Annotated in this window: 19 protein-coding genes; 6 read left to right on the top strand and 13 right to left on the bottom strand. The window is 31.8% G+C overall.

Going from position 1 to position 17,947, the window contains the following annotated elements:
* Positions 1-16: 16 nt before the first annotated feature.
* The 6 genes from ccoS to ABNT22_RS04850 form a co-directional block, all read right to left on the bottom strand.
* A complete protein-coding gene (gene ccoS, locus ABNT22_RS04875; RefSeq protein WP_299110110.1) occupies positions 17-175 on the bottom strand; it encodes a cbb3-type cytochrome oxidase assembly protein CcoS in 159 nt (52 codons plus the stop codon).
* Between the two features lie 146 nt (positions 176-321).
* Complete coding sequence (locus ABNT22_RS04870) at positions 322-660, bottom strand: hypothetical protein (protein ID WP_348714660.1); 339 nt, start codon at positions 658-660, stop codon at positions 322-324.
* A gap of 93 nt (positions 661-753) precedes the next feature.
* Positions 754-2,115, bottom strand: a complete 1,362-nt coding sequence (gene hemN / locus ABNT22_RS04865) for an oxygen-independent coproporphyrinogen III oxidase (RefSeq protein ID WP_348714658.1) — start codon at positions 2,113-2,115, stop codon at positions 754-756.
* A 41-nt stretch (positions 2,116-2,156) separates the two neighbouring features.
* On the bottom strand, positions 2,157-2,858 hold the full coding sequence (gene deoD / locus ABNT22_RS04860; protein ID WP_348714655.1) for a purine-nucleoside phosphorylase: 702 nt from the start codon (positions 2,856-2,858) through the stop codon (positions 2,157-2,159).
* A 108-nt stretch (positions 2,859-2,966) separates the two neighbouring features.
* The gene (deoC, locus tag ABNT22_RS04855) at positions 2,967-3,632 is read right to left on the bottom strand and encodes a deoxyribose-phosphate aldolase (protein ID WP_348714653.1); all 666 of its coding nucleotides are present in this window, start codon (positions 3,630-3,632) and stop codon (positions 2,967-2,969) included.
* A 4-nt stretch (positions 3,633-3,636) separates the two neighbouring features.
* The gene (locus ABNT22_RS04850) at positions 3,637-6,009 is read right to left on the bottom strand and encodes a heavy metal translocating P-type ATPase (RefSeq protein WP_348714651.1); all 2,373 of its coding nucleotides are present in this window, start codon (positions 6,007-6,009) and stop codon (positions 3,637-3,639) included.
* A gap of 103 nt (positions 6,010-6,112) precedes the next feature.
* Here ABNT22_RS04850 and ABNT22_RS04845 point away from each other — a divergent pair, with 103 nt between their 5' ends.
* Complete coding sequence (locus ABNT22_RS04845) at positions 6,113-6,799, top strand: Crp/Fnr family transcriptional regulator (RefSeq protein WP_348714649.1); 687 nt, start codon at positions 6,113-6,115, stop codon at positions 6,797-6,799.
* A gap of 56 nt (positions 6,800-6,855) precedes the next feature.
* Here ABNT22_RS04845 and rpsU read toward each other — a convergent pair whose 3' ends face one another.
* Together rpsU and prfA are read right to left on the bottom strand one after the other, a co-directional pair.
* On the bottom strand, positions 6,856-7,044 hold the full coding sequence (rpsU, locus tag ABNT22_RS04840) for a 30S ribosomal protein S21 (protein ID WP_299110134.1): 189 nt from the start codon (positions 7,042-7,044) through the stop codon (positions 6,856-6,858).
* A 529-nt stretch (positions 7,045-7,573) separates the two neighbouring features.
* On the bottom strand, positions 7,574-8,650 hold the full coding sequence (prfA, locus tag ABNT22_RS04835; protein ID WP_348714646.1) for a peptide chain release factor 1: 1,077 nt from the start codon (positions 8,648-8,650) through the stop codon (positions 7,574-7,576).
* A 378-nt stretch (positions 8,651-9,028) separates the two neighbouring features.
* Between prfA and ABNT22_RS04830 the strand changes: the two genes are divergently transcribed.
* The 5 genes from ABNT22_RS04830 to ABNT22_RS04810 all read left to right on the top strand — a co-directional run bounded on the left by ABNT22_RS04830 (position 9,029) and on the right by ABNT22_RS04810 (position 12,564).
* Positions 9,029-9,685, top strand: a complete 657-nt coding sequence (locus tag ABNT22_RS04830; RefSeq protein WP_348714644.1) for an ATP-binding cassette domain-containing protein — start codon at positions 9,029-9,031, stop codon at positions 9,683-9,685.
* An 8-nt stretch (positions 9,686-9,693) separates the two neighbouring features.
* Positions 9,694-10,125 carry a DUF6265 family protein gene (locus ABNT22_RS04825; RefSeq protein WP_348714642.1) on the top strand — a complete coding sequence of 144 codons (432 nt, stop codon included), beginning with the start codon at positions 9,694-9,696 and terminating at the stop codon, positions 10,123-10,125.
* Between the two features lie 88 nt (positions 10,126-10,213).
* A complete protein-coding gene (locus ABNT22_RS04820) occupies positions 10,214-10,777 on the top strand; it encodes a DUF4082 domain-containing protein (protein WP_348714640.1) in 564 nt (187 codons plus the stop codon).
* Positions 10,778-10,918: 141 nt separating this feature from the next.
* The gene (locus tag ABNT22_RS04815; RefSeq protein ID WP_348714639.1) at positions 10,919-11,482 is read left to right on the top strand and encodes a YceI family protein; all 564 of its coding nucleotides are present in this window, start codon (positions 10,919-10,921) and stop codon (positions 11,480-11,482) included.
* 2 nt (positions 11,483-11,484) lie between these two features.
* Positions 11,485-12,564, top strand: a complete 1,080-nt coding sequence (locus ABNT22_RS04810) for a hypothetical protein (protein WP_348714637.1) — start codon at positions 11,485-11,487, stop codon at positions 12,562-12,564.
* A gap of 53 nt (positions 12,565-12,617) precedes the next feature.
* On the opposite strand, the gene ABNT22_RS04805 is transcribed toward ABNT22_RS04810, so the two are convergent.
* The 5 genes from ABNT22_RS04805 to ABNT22_RS04785 form a co-directional block, all read right to left on the bottom strand.
* Positions 12,618-13,796 carry an AIR synthase related protein gene (locus ABNT22_RS04805; protein ID WP_348714634.1) on the bottom strand — a complete coding sequence of 393 codons (1,179 nt, stop codon included), beginning with the start codon at positions 13,794-13,796 and terminating at the stop codon, positions 12,618-12,620.
* A gap of 112 nt (positions 13,797-13,908) precedes the next feature.
* Positions 13,909-15,420: a carboxypeptidase regulatory-like domain-containing protein gene (locus ABNT22_RS04800; RefSeq protein ID WP_348714631.1), complete on the bottom strand. Its 1,512-nt coding sequence runs from the start codon at positions 15,418-15,420 to the stop codon at positions 13,909-13,911.
* A gap of 11 nt (positions 15,421-15,431) precedes the next feature.
* Positions 15,432-16,778, bottom strand: a complete 1,347-nt coding sequence (locus tag ABNT22_RS04795) for a CsgG/HfaB family protein (RefSeq protein ID WP_348714629.1) — start codon at positions 16,776-16,778, stop codon at positions 15,432-15,434.
* Between the two features lie 30 nt (positions 16,779-16,808).
* Positions 16,809-17,222 carry a curli assembly protein CsgF gene (locus tag ABNT22_RS04790; protein ID WP_348714626.1) on the bottom strand — a complete coding sequence of 138 codons (414 nt, stop codon included), beginning with the start codon at positions 17,220-17,222 and terminating at the stop codon, positions 16,809-16,811.
* Positions 17,223-17,225: 3 nt separating this feature from the next.
* On the bottom strand, positions 17,226-17,945 hold the full coding sequence (locus ABNT22_RS04785; RefSeq protein ID WP_348714623.1) for a CsgE family curli-type amyloid fiber assembly protein: 720 nt from the start codon (positions 17,943-17,945) through the stop codon (positions 17,226-17,228).
* Positions 17,946-17,947: the final 2 nt, after the last annotated feature.

Genomic DNA, 17,947 nt, shown 5'->3' with positions numbered 1-17,947 from the left:
CTATTTTGTTAGTTTTCTATTTATCTTCTTTCACCAATTCGTCATCAAATAACATACGAACCGAGGGTGTGTACGAATCATCGTACTGTCCCTTTTTTACTGAAACAATAAATGCAATGAAAAAAACAATTGCCACTAAAATACTTAGTGTAAGTAGTAAGTAAATAACGCTCATATCTTGCCTGATAATTATACGTCAAAGGTAGGTTTGAAGGTTTTCTTAAAATATGACAAAAGTCATGTTTTAAGATTTTTTTTATGCAGTAAACAAAAAATGAGTCCGTAAATAACGAACTCATTTTAAAATATTTAAACAATATTTTATTTTAAAACTTTCTTTAATCCTAGCATTAAATTTCTTTCTAAAATCTCATACTTCCCATCTGCGAGAAATAGATCCTTCATTTCTTCAAAAAGCACTTCAATTTCAGCATCAGAAATGTTTAAATTAACCAATGATTCTTTTACTTTTTGAATGCTGGCATAATCACTATCTGCATCAAATTCTGCATGCATTCTTTGATAGGTTTCATTATCTACCCTAGAAGTTATTCTCTCAAGCTCTTCTGGAGCCTCTATAAAATCTGCATTCATGCAGTAAATAAAAAGATATGTATATAACTCCTTCTTCGTCCAATTTGTCTCAGTTATTGTTCCCATAATTCAAGAGTTTTTAAGTTTTCTTAAAGTTACCAATTATTAAGACACAAAACCATGATATTAATCATAATTAATTTAAAATCAATTAATTAACTATATCGTCATTGAAAACAATTTTGTTTCAGGTTGTTTTTCTTGAAGTTTCTTATCAAAAGCCATACAAATGTTTCTTACATAAGGTCTTGCCTCTTCAGGAACCGTTAAATGATTTTTTTCAACGCATACCAAACCATCATTAATCATTTCTTGTAGTTTATCTATATGATTTTCTATATTTTCAATTTGTAATGCTTCTTCTTCCCATGAAGTGTTGAAATGACACATGATATTTAAGATATGCTTACGCATTACCAAATCTTCTTTGGATAAAATATGCCCTCTAAACACCGGAATTTCACCATCATTTACGATTTGCTGGTATTCCTTAACCGTTTTTACATTTTGTGCAAAACCATACCAAGAATCTGATATTGCCGACATTCCTAAACCAATCATTAATTGGGTTTTATTTGCCGTATATCCCATAAAATTTCGGTGCAATGTTTTAGTTTCTGTAGCGGTATATAAACTATCTGTAGGTAAAGCAAAATGATCCATGCCTATTTCTATATATCCCATCTCTGCAAACAACTCCTTTCCTATTTCATACAGGGCTCTTTTTTCGTCATTTTTAGGTAAATCATTTTCATTAAATCCACGTTGTCCAACACCTTTCACCCAAGGTACATGAGCATAACTATAAAATGAAATTCTATCGGGTTGTAATTCTTTTGTTTTAGTAATGGTATGAATTACATTTTCTTTGGTTTGAAAAGGAAGTCCGAATACTAAATCATGACTAATAGAAGTATATCCTATTTCTTTTGCCCAATTGTGAACTCTTTCTACGTTTTCAAAAGGTTGTATACGATGAATTGCTTCTTGTACTTTCGGATTATAGTCTTGTACTCCAAAACTTACTCGAGTAAACCCTAAGTCATACAAACCTTGTAAATGTTCTTTGGAAGTATTATTTGGGTGTCCTTCAAAACTAAACTCATGATTTGGGTGTTTTTGGGCTCTTTTAAAAATTCCATTGATTAGTTTTTCTAACTGCCCAATTGAAAAGAAAGTAGGTGTTCCTCCTCCTAAATGCACTTCCTTTATCACAGGAACCTCATCGATCAAATCGACATACAAATCCCATTCTTTTAAAACCGTTTCAATATAAGGTTCTTCTACCTCATGGCGCTTTGTAATGTGTTTATGACACGCACAAAAAGTACATAAGCTTTCACAGTAAGGTAAATGGATATATAAACTAATTCCTTCTGAGGTATTACTTTCTTCAAAAGATTTTTGAAAAGTTTGAATCCATTTTTGTTTTGAAAATGTGGTTTCATCCCAATAAGGAACTGTAGGATAACTCGTATATCTAGGTCCTGGAATATTATATTTTTGAATAAGTGTGCTCATGTTACGATACCGTTTAATCATTCTTCAATTAACTACTCAAACTATTCTCCTAGTTCTAAAGCAATTTCAATCATTTCTTTAAAGGTTTGTTCTCTTTCATCGGCAGTTGTTCTTTCTCCCGTAACCAAACTATCTGAAATTGTTAAGATAGATAAGGCGTTTACTTTGTGTTTCGCCGCTACAGTGTATAATCCATTAGTTTCCATTTCTACGCACAAAACTCCATAGTCTGCCCATTTTTTATAACTTTCAAACTCATCTGCATAAAATTCATCTGAGCTTAAAATATTACCTGCTTTTAAAGGAATTCCCTTTTCTTTTGCTACTTCAATCGCTTTTTGAAATAGTTTAAAACTTGCGGTGGGTGCATAATCTGCTCCATTAAATCGTATGGTATTTAACCCTGAATTAGTAGAAGCTGCCATAGCTACCACGATATCACGAATCTTTACTTCTTCTTGATACGATCCAGCCGAACCTACTCTAATTAAATTTTTAACTCCATATTCATTAATCAACTCATGCGCATAAATTAAAGCCGAAGGAATTCCCATTCCAGTTCCTTGTACCGAAATTCTTTTCCCTTGATATGTTCCAGTAAACCCAAGCATTCCTCTAACATCGTTATAACACACCGGATTATCCAAAAATGTTTCTGCAATCCATTTCGCCCTCATTGGGTCTCCTGGTAGTAAAACTGTTTCTGCTATTTCTCCTGCTTTGGCTTCTATATGTACACTCATTTTTTAATGATTTAATTTTAGTAGGTAGTTACAGAATATTGTTTTCGATACATTTCTTTTCATACTTCTAGAACACACTCGAACTGACATTTTTGTAACTACATTTTTTTAATACTGATTTTTATCTGAAATTCCTTTTGTTACTAGTGATACTCCTGATGAAGTACCTAAACGTGTAACTCCCATTTCAATATATTTTTGTGCAGTCTTGGCATCTCGCACCCCTCCTGCTGCTTTTATTTGAGCTTTGTTTTCTACTACTTCTTTCATTAGTTGAACATCTTCAAATGTTGCTCCTCCTGTTCCAAATCCAGTAGATGTTTTCACAAAATCTGCTCCTGCATTTACTGCTAATTGGCTCACCATTTTAATTTGCTCTTTATTCAAATAACAATTCTCAAAAATGACTTTTAACACATTGGCTCCAATAGCTTCTTTTATCAATCTGATTTCATTTTCTATATAGTCAAATTCACCATCCAATAATCTTCCAATGTTGATTACCATATCAATTTCTGACGCTCCTTTCTCGATACAATTTTTAGCTTCAAATACCTTCGCTTCTGTGGTCATTGCTCCCAGAGGAAACCCAATAACAGCTGCTACTTTCACTGAAGTTTCTTCTAATTCTTTCTTTGCCAATTCCACATAAGAACCATTTACACAAACCGCATAAAAATTATACGACTTGGCTTCTGAACATAACTGAATAATTTGCTCTTTGGTTGCTGTTGGCTTTAACAAAGTGTGATCTATATATTTATTAATTTCCATATTCTTACTTAATTTTTCTTGCTATTACATTTGTTGCAATGGTTGTAAAAACAACAATACTAATTGAACTTAAAGGCATTAAAATAGCCGCTATTACTGGTTTTAACTGTCCTGTTGTAGCAAAATACAACCCTATTATATTATACAATAAAGACAATATAAAACAATATTTAATGATTTGAATTGCTTTTTTAGACACCTTTATATAATTCGCTATCTGATTAAATTTAGATGCATCTAATATGGCATCACAAGCAGGTGAAAAAACATTAATATTTTCTGAAATTGCAATTCCCACATTACTTTGAGCTAAAGCTCCTGCATCATTTAAGCCATCTCCAATCATAGCTACGCGGTTCTCATTATTTTGCAATTCTTCTACATAAGATAGTTTATTCTCAGGCTTTTGATTAAACAATAAACTTGTTCCTTGAGGCAGTAAGTCTTTTAAGTACTTTTTCTCTCCTTCATTATCACCTGATACTACTGCCAAATTATAGTTTGCACTTAACTCAGTAAACAACTCTTTTACTCCTTCTCTATAGGCATTTTTAAAAACAAATTTCCCTTTGTAAGTTTCATTAATACTTACATGAACAGACGTATCTAAGTTCATTTGCTCATGGGCATTTTTAACAAAAGTAGCTGATCCCACCTTCAACTTAGTATTGTCACAAACAGCCGCTATCCCTTTACCTGTATACTCTTCAAATGTCTCAATTTCTCTTGTTTCTTCTGTAAGCGAATCATATAGCATTCTACTTAATGGGTGATTTGACCCCCTTAAAGCACTTTTTAAAATTGATTTTTCATTTGAAGCTAAGAAAGTTCCTTCATAAACAATTTGATTTTCTTTATTAGTGGTTAATGTACCTGTCTTATCAAAAATTATAGTATCTAAAGCTGCCAATTGCTCTACCACTGTTGCATTTTTTAAATAAAACTTCTTATTTCCTAAAATACGTAATATGTTCCCTAGCGTAAATGGAGCGGCCAATGCAATAGCACATGGACATGCTATAATTAATACTGCTGTAAACACATTTAAGGCTTTACTTGCATCGTAGTATAACCAAAACGCAGTGGCTATCAATGCTATTAATAGAATAACAATAGTAAAATGTTGACTTATTTTATCGGTTATTGTTTTAAAAGACGAATGCTTATCTTTTTTAAACACATCGTTACTCCACAGTTGTGTTAAATAACTTTGAGATACTGAGGTTAAAACTTCCATTTCTAAAACTCCTGATAGTTGTTTCCCTCCTGCAAATAACTTATCTCCCGATTTTTTAGATACTGGTACTGCTTCTCCTGTAACAAAGCTATAGTCGATTTGTGCATCTCCATTCATTAAAATACCATCTACAGGAATCAGTTCTTGGTTTCTAATTAACAATCGATCTCCTTTTTCTACATCATAAATCTGAATATTCTCTTCTTTTCCTTCTGAAGTTAGTTTGGTAACAGCTATTGGAAAGTATGATTTGTAATCACGTTCAAACGATAAGAAATTGTATGTTTTTTGTTGAAAAAACTTCCCTAATAATAGAAAGAACACTAATCCTGTTAACGAATCAAAAAAACCAGTTCCTAAATCAAAAATAATTTCGACAGCACTTCTTATAAACAACACAGTGATTCCTAAAGCAATAGGCACATCAATATTGAGAATTTTTGAACGTAACCCTTTATAGGCTGAAATAAAATAATCTTGAGAAGCGTAAAAAACTACGGGTAAAGAGAACACAAACATCAACCATCTAAAAACTCCTTTGTATTGTTCTAACCAGTATTCAGATACTTCAAAATACTCTGGAAAAGATAAAAACATTACATTTCCAAAAGCAAATCCTGCTATTCCTAATTTGTAAATTAAGCTTCGATCTACTTTCTTTTTACCTACTTCATAATCTTCTAAAGAGATGTAAGGCTCATATCCTATAGAACTCAATAACAACACAATTTCTTTTAAAGAGGTTGTTGCTGAATTGAACGTAATACGTGCGGTCTTTTTTGGAAAATTAACCTGTGAAGCACTTACTTCTTCTTTAAGTTTATGTAGGTTTTCCAATATCCAAATACAGGAACTACAATGAATATGTGGTATATATAAATTTACCACTTGTACATTGCCATCATTAAACTCTACTAATTTTTCTACAATAGATGTATTGTCTAGAAAATCGTATTTCCCTTTTATTTCTTGTGGAATTGCTCCCGGATTGTTCTGGAAATCGTAATAACAAGTTAAGTCATTCTCAGAAAAAATCTCAAATACCGTTTTACATCCATTACAACAAAAAGATTTCTCTTCTATTTTAATAATTTCTGTATCGCATGGGTTACCACAATGAAAACATTTTGTGTTTTCCATATTTACTCTTTTGCCTACTGCAAATATCCAATAAGAATCCATTTTAAAACATGATATTTGTCAGGTTTTGAGTATATTTGAAATACTCTTAAAAGGCATTACTATGAGCAAATGCGAACAGTGCATTATCCGACAGTTTAATTCTTTAAAAGCGCTAACAAAAGATGAATTAGTTAGAATTTCTGGATGTAAAACTTCTAAAACCATAAAAAAGGGGGAGGTTTTATTTGAAGAAGGAGAACACATCAATGGTGTTTTTTGCGTGAAAGATGGAATTTGTAAAGTTTCTAAAATGAGTGAAAATGGTAGAGACCAAATTATTCACTTAATTAAAAAAGGAGACTTACTAGGAGAACGAAGTTTGATCAATGATGAAGCTTCCAATTTAAAGGCGGTAGCTGTGAATGATATGGAAGTTTGTTTTATTCCTAAAGAAGAAATTGTAAGAGACTTAGAAAAGAATCCTAATTTCACTATGGATATTCTTAAAAATATGGCCACCTCTTTAAAGGAAGCTGATAATGTAATTGTTGACATGGCTCAAAAAACGGTTAAACAACGTTTGGCTGCAACTTTATTGTATTTAAATGATAAGTTTCCTAAAAGAGAAAATGGTTCAATAGATATTCATTTAACCAGAGAAGATATTGCCAATATCATTGGTACGGCCACAGAAAGTGCTATTCGTTTGCTTGCAGAGTTTAAAAAGAAAGCACTGATTCAACTAAAAGGTAAAGAGATTTTTGTATTAGATACTACGAGTCTCAAACATATAGCCCAAGGCTTATAATACAAACTACACTTAATAAAAAAGAGCTACTTGAAAGTAGCTCTTTTTTATGTATACTATTCTTGTTTAAACAGTTGCTCCTTGTAAGCTGCTTTCTTAACCTCAGCTCTTCTTGCTACTGATGGCTTTGTATACTGCTTGCGTTCTCTTAGCTCTTGCAATATTTTCACATTTCTATACTTACGTTTATAACGCTTTAAGGCTCTATCAATATTCTCACCTTCTTTTACAATAATCTTTAACATGGTTTATGATTTATAAATTAATACTTAGCTTACATCAAGCAATTATTATAAACAGTTCAATGAAATGTTATGAATAAAGCAAGAAATAAAACTCCTATACGTGAAGTCCTATGATATAAAAAGAGTTCGCTTTTACAAACTAAAAAAAACCACCACTAAAAACTAGGTATTACTGAACTATGAGAAAGTGAAATAATTACCTTTAAAATAATTGTAGAATCTACCTTAATACAGAATAGAATATCAGTACAGCGAATGTACCGCTTATTTAAAGAACTGACAAATTATTGTACTCCTTACAACTTAACAACTTATTAAAATGTAAATCTTCTGAAAACCAATACTTTGCTTTGTTTTTTAACATTTTTTTACCTATCTTTAAATCAACAAGTTAGGTTGATATAATTAATTAATCATTATTGATTAGTTCTATCCCCTAATTTATCACCGCACCCCCTTGGGTGTGGTTTTTATCTATTAAACTAACAGTTTCATAAAAAAAGCAACCTATTTAAGGTTGCTTTTTCATTTATATTGTTTCTCCTAACTCTTTTAATTTAGAAGTGTTTTCAGCGAGCATTAATTCATCTATAATTTTTTGAATATCTCCATTTACAATATTTTGTAAATCATATAAGGTCAATCCAATTCTATGATCAGTTACACGACCTTGTGGGTAGTTATAAGTTCTAATTTTTGCAGAACGGTCACCCGAAGTTACCATTGAACCACGTTTCGCCGCATCTTCTGCTTGCTTTTTAGCCAATTCTAAATCGTATAAACGAGAACGTAAAACTCTAAACGCTTTTTCCTTATTCTTGTGTTGAGACTTTTGATCTTGACATTGAGCTACTAACCCAGTTGGAATGTGTGTTAAACGTACCGCTGAATAGGTTGTATTCACCGATTGACCTCCTGGCCCTGAAGAACAGAAATAATCTATACGTACATCTTTAGGATTAATTTCTACATCAAATTCTTCTGCTTCTGGAAACACCATACATGTCGCTGCAGAGGTATGTACACGTCCCTGAGTTTCTGTTTGAGGTACACGTTGTACACGGTGTACTCCAGCTTCAAACTTTAAGGTTCCATATACATCTTCTCCAGAAACTTCAAACTGAATTTCTTTAAATCCACCATTGGTTCCTTCAGAGTAATCTACCACAGATACATTCCAACCTCTTCCTTCACAGTACTTGTTGTACATTCTAAATAAATCTCCTGCAAAAATACTTGCTTCATCACCACCTGTACCAGCACGTAATTCAACTACTGCATTTTTACCATCTTCTGGATCTTTTGGAATTAATAAGAATTTCATTTCTTCTTCTAAAGCAGGAATACGACTTTTCGCCTCATCCATTTCCATTTTTGCCATTTCTACCATTTCAGCATCGCTTCCATCGGCAATAATTTCTTTAGCTTCCTCTATATTGTTCAATAAAGTTTCGTACTCATTAGCTTTCTTAACTACCTTTCCTAAATCTTTATATTCTTTATTTAATTGTACGTAACGCTTCTGATCAGAAATAACATCGGGTTGGATGATTAAGTCTGAAACCTCATCAAAACGTTGTTTTACTATCTGTAACTTATCTAACATCTTACTCTTTTCTTGGAGTGCGAATTTACAATTTTTTATCGGATTTTAATTTGAATCCTTCTTTTAAGTATATTTGATTTTAAACTTAGATACTGCTGTGAAAAAATTAAGACTCTATTTTCTTTTTTATAGGACAAAGTTTTTCCTGTCTTTAGCTTTTTCTCTATTTATACTATTAAAACTAAAGGCTTTTTTCTGGGTATTAATTGCATTAATTACTGCTGTTATTACTACTTGGTTTTACCACCGTTTTATCAACGACAGAAAAAAACAAACCCTATATTTTTATTATAATTTCGGATTAACAGAATTCAAGTTATACTCCTTTATTTTCTTTCTTAACTTTTTCCTTTTAGTTTGTATAAACCTAATTATAAAATGGATATTTTAGAAATAGACAACGTTGAACTTAACTTTGGCAGTAAAGAAATTCTGAGAGCCATCTATCTAAAAGCTCAAAAAGGAAAAATTACAGGTATTCTAGGACGTAATGGCTGTGGTAAAACTTCTTTACTCAGAATTATCTTTGGCGAACTACAACCTAAAAGTAAACTTATCAGGCTCAATAGCAAGCCTCTATTATCTCCTTTGTATAAAAAAGGGATTGTAAAATATTTACCTCAGTTCAACATCATTCCAAAAGAGTTTTCATTAAAAAAAGGATTTTATTTTTTCAATGTTTCTTTAACTGATTTCTTTATTGATTTCCCTAATTTTAAGAACCAAGAAGATTTATGTTTTGGAGAATTCTCTGGAGGAGAAAGACGACTTATAGAAACTTACATCATGTTAGTATCCAGTGCTGAAATTGTTTTATTAGATGAACCTTTTTCTCACCTAGCTCCCTTACATATCCAAAAACTCAAGGAAATATTTGAACGGGAGAAACAACATAAAACGATTATCATTACTGATCATTTATATAAGGAGATCATTGAAATTTCAGATACTTTATATCTTATTAAAGATGGTTGGAGTAAATTAGTGTCCTCTCCAAAGGAGTTAATTCGTCATCAATATATCAACACTTTATAAAAATTCTCATGAGACTTCTACTAGCACTCCTAATTATAACAACAATGGCTTCTTGTAAACACCAATCAAAAGAGCAAAAACCAAAATGGTTAATTGGAAAATGGAAACGCCTTAATAATAAGCCTAATCATACTACTTATGAATTTTGGAATAAAGATTTATCTGGACTAGGTTTTACTTTAAAGCAAAAGGATACAACTTTTAAAGAGATACTACATATAATCACTAAAAACGATTCTTTATTTTTACAAGTTACAGGAGTTAACCAATCACCTACTTTATTTGCTATTACCCAGCAAACAGATACTTCTTTTACAGCAGAAAACCATAAGAATGAATTTCCTAAGATTATTACTTATTGGAAATCCAAAGAATATTTAAAAGCAAAAGTAGCCAATGAAGAATTTCATATTGATTTCGTTTTTCAATCCTTAGATTAGTTCTCATAGGATTTTATAAAACCCTATAAATCAAAGTATTCTCGTTTTTTTTCATTATCTTACCTATTGAAAAACAACAACTTAAGACATGAAAAACAACGTAACACATTACCTCCTTTTGTTTCTATTCATCTTACTAAGTTGTGGTAAAGATGATGATACTACGCCTGAACAAGCCTCTCAGTATCCTATGAAGGCGTTGATAGAAAATGGTATTTTAGATTTACAATCTACCGTAAATAGTCCAAACACCTTTGAAGTAGGTTATAAATTCAAAACCTTTAAAAACGGAAAAATAAAATCGGTAAGTATCCGTGTTCCTGCCAATGGTAGTTATCGTGTTTCCTTATGGAATTTTGAAACCGAAGAGTTATTACTTACCCAAGAAGTACAATCTAGCAATGGATTAATTTCTACCGAAGAAATTTCTCCTATCGCAATAACTTCTAGTGTTGATTATTTTGTTTCTGTGAATACCAGTGATTATTATGTTTTCAATAAAGGAGGAGCAGCTATCTTTCCATCAGATATCGGTGATGTTTTAGTTAAAGGATATGGTAGTTATTTAGGAACTTCACAAATGCTTCCTACAACCTTCTCAACCACTTCTTATCTAGGCATGGTTGATATTGAATTTGTTCCAAACGATTAAAACATCTCTAAAGATTAGTTACGAACGTCAAAACACCTTATTTTATTAATATTTTACATCTGTTTGCACTTCTTTTGCATTCGTTTGACATTTTTTAAATCCTACTAAAATAGTTTTAGCCTGAATTTAAAATTAAATCAAATGAGAACAATGATCATCATTTTTATGAGTGCTTTTTTCTTTATCACTCAAAGCAATGCACAAGAAAAATTACATATAAATACTACAAAGAGTAGTATTAAATGGATAGGAGAGTATACATTTTACTTTGGAGGACATGATGGATTTATTAACTTTAAAGAAGGACATTTCGTTAAAACAGATGGCAAAATAACAGGGGGTGAATTCATTATTGACATGAATTCCATGAGCAACAGCGATATTCAAGACAAAAAAGGTAAACTGAGCTTACTAAACCATTTGAAAGACCCAGACTTTTTTGATGTAACAAAATACCCTCTGGCGCAACTCAAAATTACCAAAGTTGAATACTTCGACACCTCCCAAGCCAGAATTGAAGCTAATTTAACACTTAAAGAAATCACAAAACCTATTAACTTTAGGGCTTCTTTTAATTATGAGCGAAAAGAGATGAAAACTCGATTCAAAATTAATAGAAGATTATGGAATGTTAATTACACAAGTAAATTTAAAGATGGTGCTATTTCAGACGGAATTGGTTTTGAAGTGTCAGTAAAATTATAAGCATGAAAAAAATAGTATTCGTTTTTGCAACCGTCCTGTTTGTAGGTATGGGACATGCTCAAAAAAAGGAAACTCTCTCAATTTTTGAAAACCCAAATGGTTGGAAACAAGAAGTTATTAAATTTCCAGTAAAATGGGCTCCAGATGTAAAATTTACAGGTTTTGAAGAACTTCTTTTCGCTCCGAACTGGTCGGATGCTAAAAGCGATGACTTTTGGTCTTTGGTAATGGGATGGAAAATAGAAAGTTCTAAAGCTCTTGCACTAAAAGAAATCAGTAAAGGTTTTAAAAACTATTTTGATGGTTTAATGAAACCTAATCATTGGGCACAAGAATTTCCAGAACCTAAAGTCTTTTTAAAAGAAAAAAACAATGGTTTCACAGGAAAAATGATCGTATTTGATGGCTTTCATACAGGTAAAGTAATTACTTTGAACATTTCTGGTAGTCAACAATACTCTAAAAAAGATCTTATATCAACGATCACATTTCGTATATCTCCAAAAGACAAAACCAACCCTATATGGAATCAATTGGATAAGGTTACCATAAAAGAAACAAGTAAAAATCTTATTCAACTTGATACTTCATGGGCTAAAGAGGATTTTCCTTTCCCTATACGCTTTGCAAAAAACATACACTACAAAGGAATTGCCGAAGTACGTTTTCCTCCAAAAGGTTGGAGAGACCCGAAGCATCCAAACTTTTGGTCTTATACTTTTGCTTGGAATCTAGATCATTCAAAAAGGATCGATGCTCAAGAACTTATGAGCAATTTAGAAAAGTATTTTGATGGATTAAACGGAGTTGGCGTTAATAAAAATATGGATGCTCATAAAGCAGTTGTTCATTTGACTGAAATTAAAAATTCAGAATCAACAAATCTTTTTATTGGAAGTATTAAAACCTTTGATCGTTTTGCTACCCATAAACCAATTAAATTAAAGGTGTTTATTGAAACTACTTATTGTAAGGTTAAGCAAAAAACAATGTTATTTTTTAAGCTTTCACCAAAACCTTTTGAACATGAAACATGGAACATGTTAGGTAAAATAAAGCTAAATAGACCTGAATGTAATTAATAAAAAAAGCCTCAGAAAAATCTGAGGCTTTTTTATAGCTTGTTTATAATATCTTAATATTCAAAAGTACCATAAGCACTCTTTATAGTAAGTTTTTTAGTTTCAGACGCCTCTACTCTTCCTATAACTTGAGCATTTACGTTATACGATTTTGAAATAGCAACAATATCTTCTGCCACTTCAGGAGACACATATAATTCCATACGATGTCCGCAATTAAATACTTGATACATTTCCTTCCAATCAGTTTTAGACTGCTCTTGAATTAATTTAAATAATGGTGGAATTGGAAACATATTATCTTTTACAATATGTAAATCATCTACAAAATGTAAAATTTTTGTTTGCGCTCCTCCACTACAATGTATCATTCCATGTACCTTATCAGCATTATACTTCGATACAATTTCTTTGATAATTGGGGCATAAGTTCTTGTAGGAGATAAGACTAATTTTCCTGCATCAATAGGAGCATCTTCTACCTCATCTGTTAACTTAATACCTCCAGAATACACCAATTCAGAAGGAACAGCGGCATCAAAACTTTCTGGATATTTATCTGCTAAATATTTATGAAAAACATCATGACGTGCAGATGTTAAACCATTTGATCCCATACCTCCGTTATATTCTTTCTCATAAGATGCTTGTCCGAATGATTCTAAACCAACAATTACATCTCCTGCTTGGATATTAGCATTATCAATAACGTCTGCTCTTTTCATACGAGCTGTTACCGTAGAATCAACAATAATGGTACGTACCAAATCTCCTACATCTGCTGTTTCACCTCCAGTAGAATGAATAGTAACTCCAAACTCCTTTAATTCAGAAATCAACTCTTCTGTACCATTAATAATTGCAGAAATTACCTCACCAGGAATCAGGTTTTTATTTCTTCCAATAGTAGAAGATAACATAATATTATCAGTTGCACCTACACATAATAAGTCATCAATATTCATTATTAAAGCATCTTGTGCAATTCCTTTCCATACAGAAACATCTCCTGTTTCTTTCCAATACATATAGGCTAAAGAACTTTTGGTTCCCGCTCCATCAGCATGCATTATTAAACAATAATCTTCATCGTTTGTTAAATAATCTGGAACAATTTTACAGAAAGCTTTTGGAAATAATCCTTTATCAATGTTCTTAATTGCATTATGAACATCTTCTTTTGATGCAGAAACACCACGTTGTGCGTAGCGTTTTGAAATTTCTTGACTCATTTTTGTTGTTGTGTTGTTGTGTTGTTGTTGCAAATTTAGTTTTTATAAAATTGCCACCATAAAAAAACCGAATGATTTTTCATTCGGCTTTTTTGTATATTCAAAAGTAGCTTTACTCCCAATCTGGCATTGAAGCATTTTGAAATAATTCTACTCTTTGAATATTACCAGCTAGGTTAGTTTTGACCACATTCATTTGAGAAATTCCATCATTAGACGTGTTCATAAAAATCACCTCTGCTTCATTCGGGGAAAATCTAGGATCCAAATCATTGGTTCCCGCTGTTTTTTGGTCGGCCGATACTGGTGTATTCATCATTGTTGTAAAATTGTAGATAAAAACTCTCGTATCTAATTGCCTATAATTAGCTGATTGAAAATCAGAAATATCTCTCGCATATAATAATTGGTTACCAGAAGCTGATAAATTTAATCCTCCTAAAGCTCCAATAACTCCAGAAACCACTGTATTTAACACATTTCCGTTTACATCAATAGTAAAAATTGAACCATTGTATCCATTTGAGTCATTCGTTTTTAAGGCTATTGTACTTCCATCTTCACTCCAATCACACTCAGAAATTAAACTTCCGTCTGTAGTTTCGTATATCATTTGTAAACCGGTACCATCTTTATTAATCATGTATAATTTTCCAAAACTTGGATATATCAATTTATCACCATTTGGCGACCAAGAAAAGTCCATTTCATTTAAATTAAATCCTGCTACTGGAACTGAAGATGTTACTTTTTGCACATCATTTCCATTAGCTTTCATTGTAAATATATGTGCTTCGTTACTATCGGTTCTTAAGAATGCTATCAAACCAGCAGCATTGCTCTTACGTGGTCTCCATGAGTTTGCATTTTCTGAAGTTAATCTAATTTCATTGATGGCACTTCCGTTTTGCGCATTGAAACTTCCAGAATAAATTACACTATTCCCATTTTCATTTCTAACATAGAAAAAACGATTTCCGGGATCTTCTTTCACTGTAAAAGAAAATACTGAACTTGATACAGGTTGATTGATACCATCTGACGCTAAAACTTGCCAAAAATATTTTACACCAAATTTCAAATCAGTTAGTTCAAAAGCCAACTCTTTAATGTCTTCGTATTTTTTAACCTCGCTATCTATATCATTACGTAACTCTATAACAAAGGTCAGTTCATCTCCATCTGGATCTGTAGATTCCCATGTTAAATTCACAACATTGTTTAAATCGATAGTTCCATCAGAAGGTGTCAGTAAGTTTGGTTTGGTAGGTGCTTGATTAAGTGCTGTAGAAATTTCCATTTCTAACACTACATTTACTGCATTTTCTTTATTTACCGTTGCTCCTTCAAACTTATCTAAATATCCATCTTTGGCAGCTTGAACAGAATAATCTTGTGCTTCAATTCCTGTAAATGAAAAATTACCATCAGCATCTGTAAAGGTTGTATTGTTCGATGGTGATAGCGTTATTTTTACATTCTCTAAAGGTTCAAAATTAGATTTCTTCACTACTTTACCTGTTAAATTTCCAAATTCAACTAGGCCAATTGAGCCATCTTCTCCGCATTGTACAAACAATGCTAAAACAAAAAGAAGGCCTATTATGTGTAACTTTTTTTTCATACTATTTTATTTTATAGATAGATATTAAAACCAAACCCGAAACGCCAAACTAAATCATTCTTCTCGCCTACAACTTGCCCATCAAGGTCATCTCTTGTAAGCATATTTCCTTCACCATTTATATAAATTCCAAACTTGTTGGTAATTAAGTATTCTAGTCCAACTCCTCCTTGAATTTTAAAAAATGTTTGACTTAAATTTTTTGTTGAAATTGAACCAATTCCAGTATACACATAAGGGCTTAAACGGTCTCTTGGAAGCACTACATATTCAAAATTTAAACCTGAGGTTATAAAAGTTTGATGAAAGCTTCCTTTATTTTCTAATTCAAACCTTCCAATCGTTCCCCAGAAGTTAAACCTCCGATCATCAAACGTATATTTAGCTTTTAAATCAAAACCAAATTGATACGTTGGATTTGTGTAGTCTCCTTGAATTCTTGAAACCCCCATCCCTGCTCCGGCTGATAGTCTACCTCTTCGTTCTTCTTGTTTTCTATTATAAAGTAAGGTGTTTTTTGCCGTTGTTTTTTCTGTATCTACTTGTTTACGAAACAAATCTCTTACTTGTTTTCCTCCATTTACATTCCACAAACCTTCCGCTACACCTTCAATAATTAATTGTTCAACTGCTTTATCAATTGCCGATTTTACTGCTAATTGGGTCGGTTCAGTTTTTGTTACTCCTGTTTCAGCTTCTAGAAGTCTTCTTAAGGAAACAAATCGATATAAATTGGCAGAAATCCCTTGAGATAAAATAGTTTTTGATACATATACGTTTTTAAGAATTTCACCATTTGAAGTAGATACCGCTCTTAAATACACCGTAATTCTATCTTCTCTGTACTGATTAGATCCTCCAACTCCAAAATAACGCAAACCTGAACCACCTGTAATAATGTTTGAATCATATGAAACAACCCCTCCTTCTAAAATGATTCCAGCAAATAATAATGGAGGCATTTTTTTAGATTTGTTCCCTTCATATTCTTGACGAGTAGATCGTATAATTTGTCGTTCGTTAAGTAAGTTTGCTATATTTTCTCGTTCAATAGGCTTAAACCATTTCGATTCTTCTAACGACTTTAGTAAAATTGCTGTTCCCCCTTGTGTTACAGCCGTACTAAAAGTAGATCCGTTTTCTGCTGGTTTGTATTGCCCTGTTTGATCTCTAAATTTATAAACACCAACAATTATCTTCTCTTTAGGAGAGAATTCTTTCACTAAATTGTTGAATGAAGAAGTGCTTTCACCAATTCTTGCTTTAGTTTGGTTAAATGGTTGATTAAAATATGCACCACAACCTGTTAACATAAGTAGTATCAAACTAAAACATACTGCTAATAATGCTTTTCTCATAGAGGTTAAGTTTGGTTAGTTTACGTTTTTTTAATTTCCAGGTATCACAATTTGAGTTTGCTCTCCTGTTTCTGTATTTAATATATTTACTAACAATCCGCCTGTTGTTGGAGAAATTTCTACCGCTAATGATCCAAACACATAGGTTCCAACCGTTAGTTCTTGATCTCCAAATTGTTCTTGAAACAAATTATTTGAAAGCGTATTTAACAACTGTCTGTTCAAACTTTCCGTAAAATTGTCTAGGTCAGATTGTTGTTCTAAGCCATCATTATTTTCTTGAAAATCGTTTTGTGCATTTGCAGAAGCCAATAATTGCTGGTATGCAAATGGGTTATTTCCTCCAAAAAATGGACTTATAGGTCTGTAGGTTAATGTTTGCGAAATTGCAGAAACACTAAAAAACAGCAATGGTAGTAGTAAGCAATATATCTTTTTTCTCATACTTTAAATTTTTTGACTTTTCAAAACTCTTCTTTGTTTTGCGTACACCCTTAATCTTGCAAGTGATACATTAACTATTTCTTTCAGATAGTCTTCACTTGGATTGGATCTAAATTCAAAAATCATATTATCCTCAACTTCAACACTAATGTTGGTTGTTCTTGTTAGCCCCGGTCTTTCTTTTATTTTAATTATGAAAGGATATTTTATTCCAGACAACAGGTAGGTTTGATAAAAAAAATCGTAAAAGTCCTTCCCTATTTTTGTTATTGCCTCGTCAATAACCAATCCTTTAATTATAAAATTAGATTCGTTAATTTTTCCTACTTCTTTTTTCACTTTTTTTACTCCTCCTAATGAAAAGGTATCTCTAGAAATGAGTTTGTCTTTGTGTTTTATAAATAGAAATGCTCTTAACTCCTCCTTTTTGTTTACGTTTAATCTTATAAGGGCTAATTCCTTTTTCTCATTGGGTTTAATCGAAAATTCTCCCGATTGTTTGTTATTTGAAAAATTACCTCTTACATCTTTTTTTAAAGCTACCAGATTATAGCTCAACTCATCAACAAACAAAACACCATCATTAATTACTTCTGCTTTTAAATTGATAAAATTGTCATTTTTTAAAACTTGTATTTTCCCAACAATATTGGTTTCTTCTTGAGAAAACACAACTGCAGAAATGCAGAGAAAAAAAACGAAACAACTTGTATATAAATTCATTT

The organism is Tenacibaculum sp. 190130A14a (assembly GCF_964048965.1).
GTDB lineage: Bacteria > Bacteroidota > Bacteroidia > Flavobacteriales > Flavobacteriaceae > Polaribacter > Polaribacter polynesiense.
Note: the sequence above shows the minus strand (reverse complement) of the source record. Positions and strands in the feature narration are given on the sequence as shown.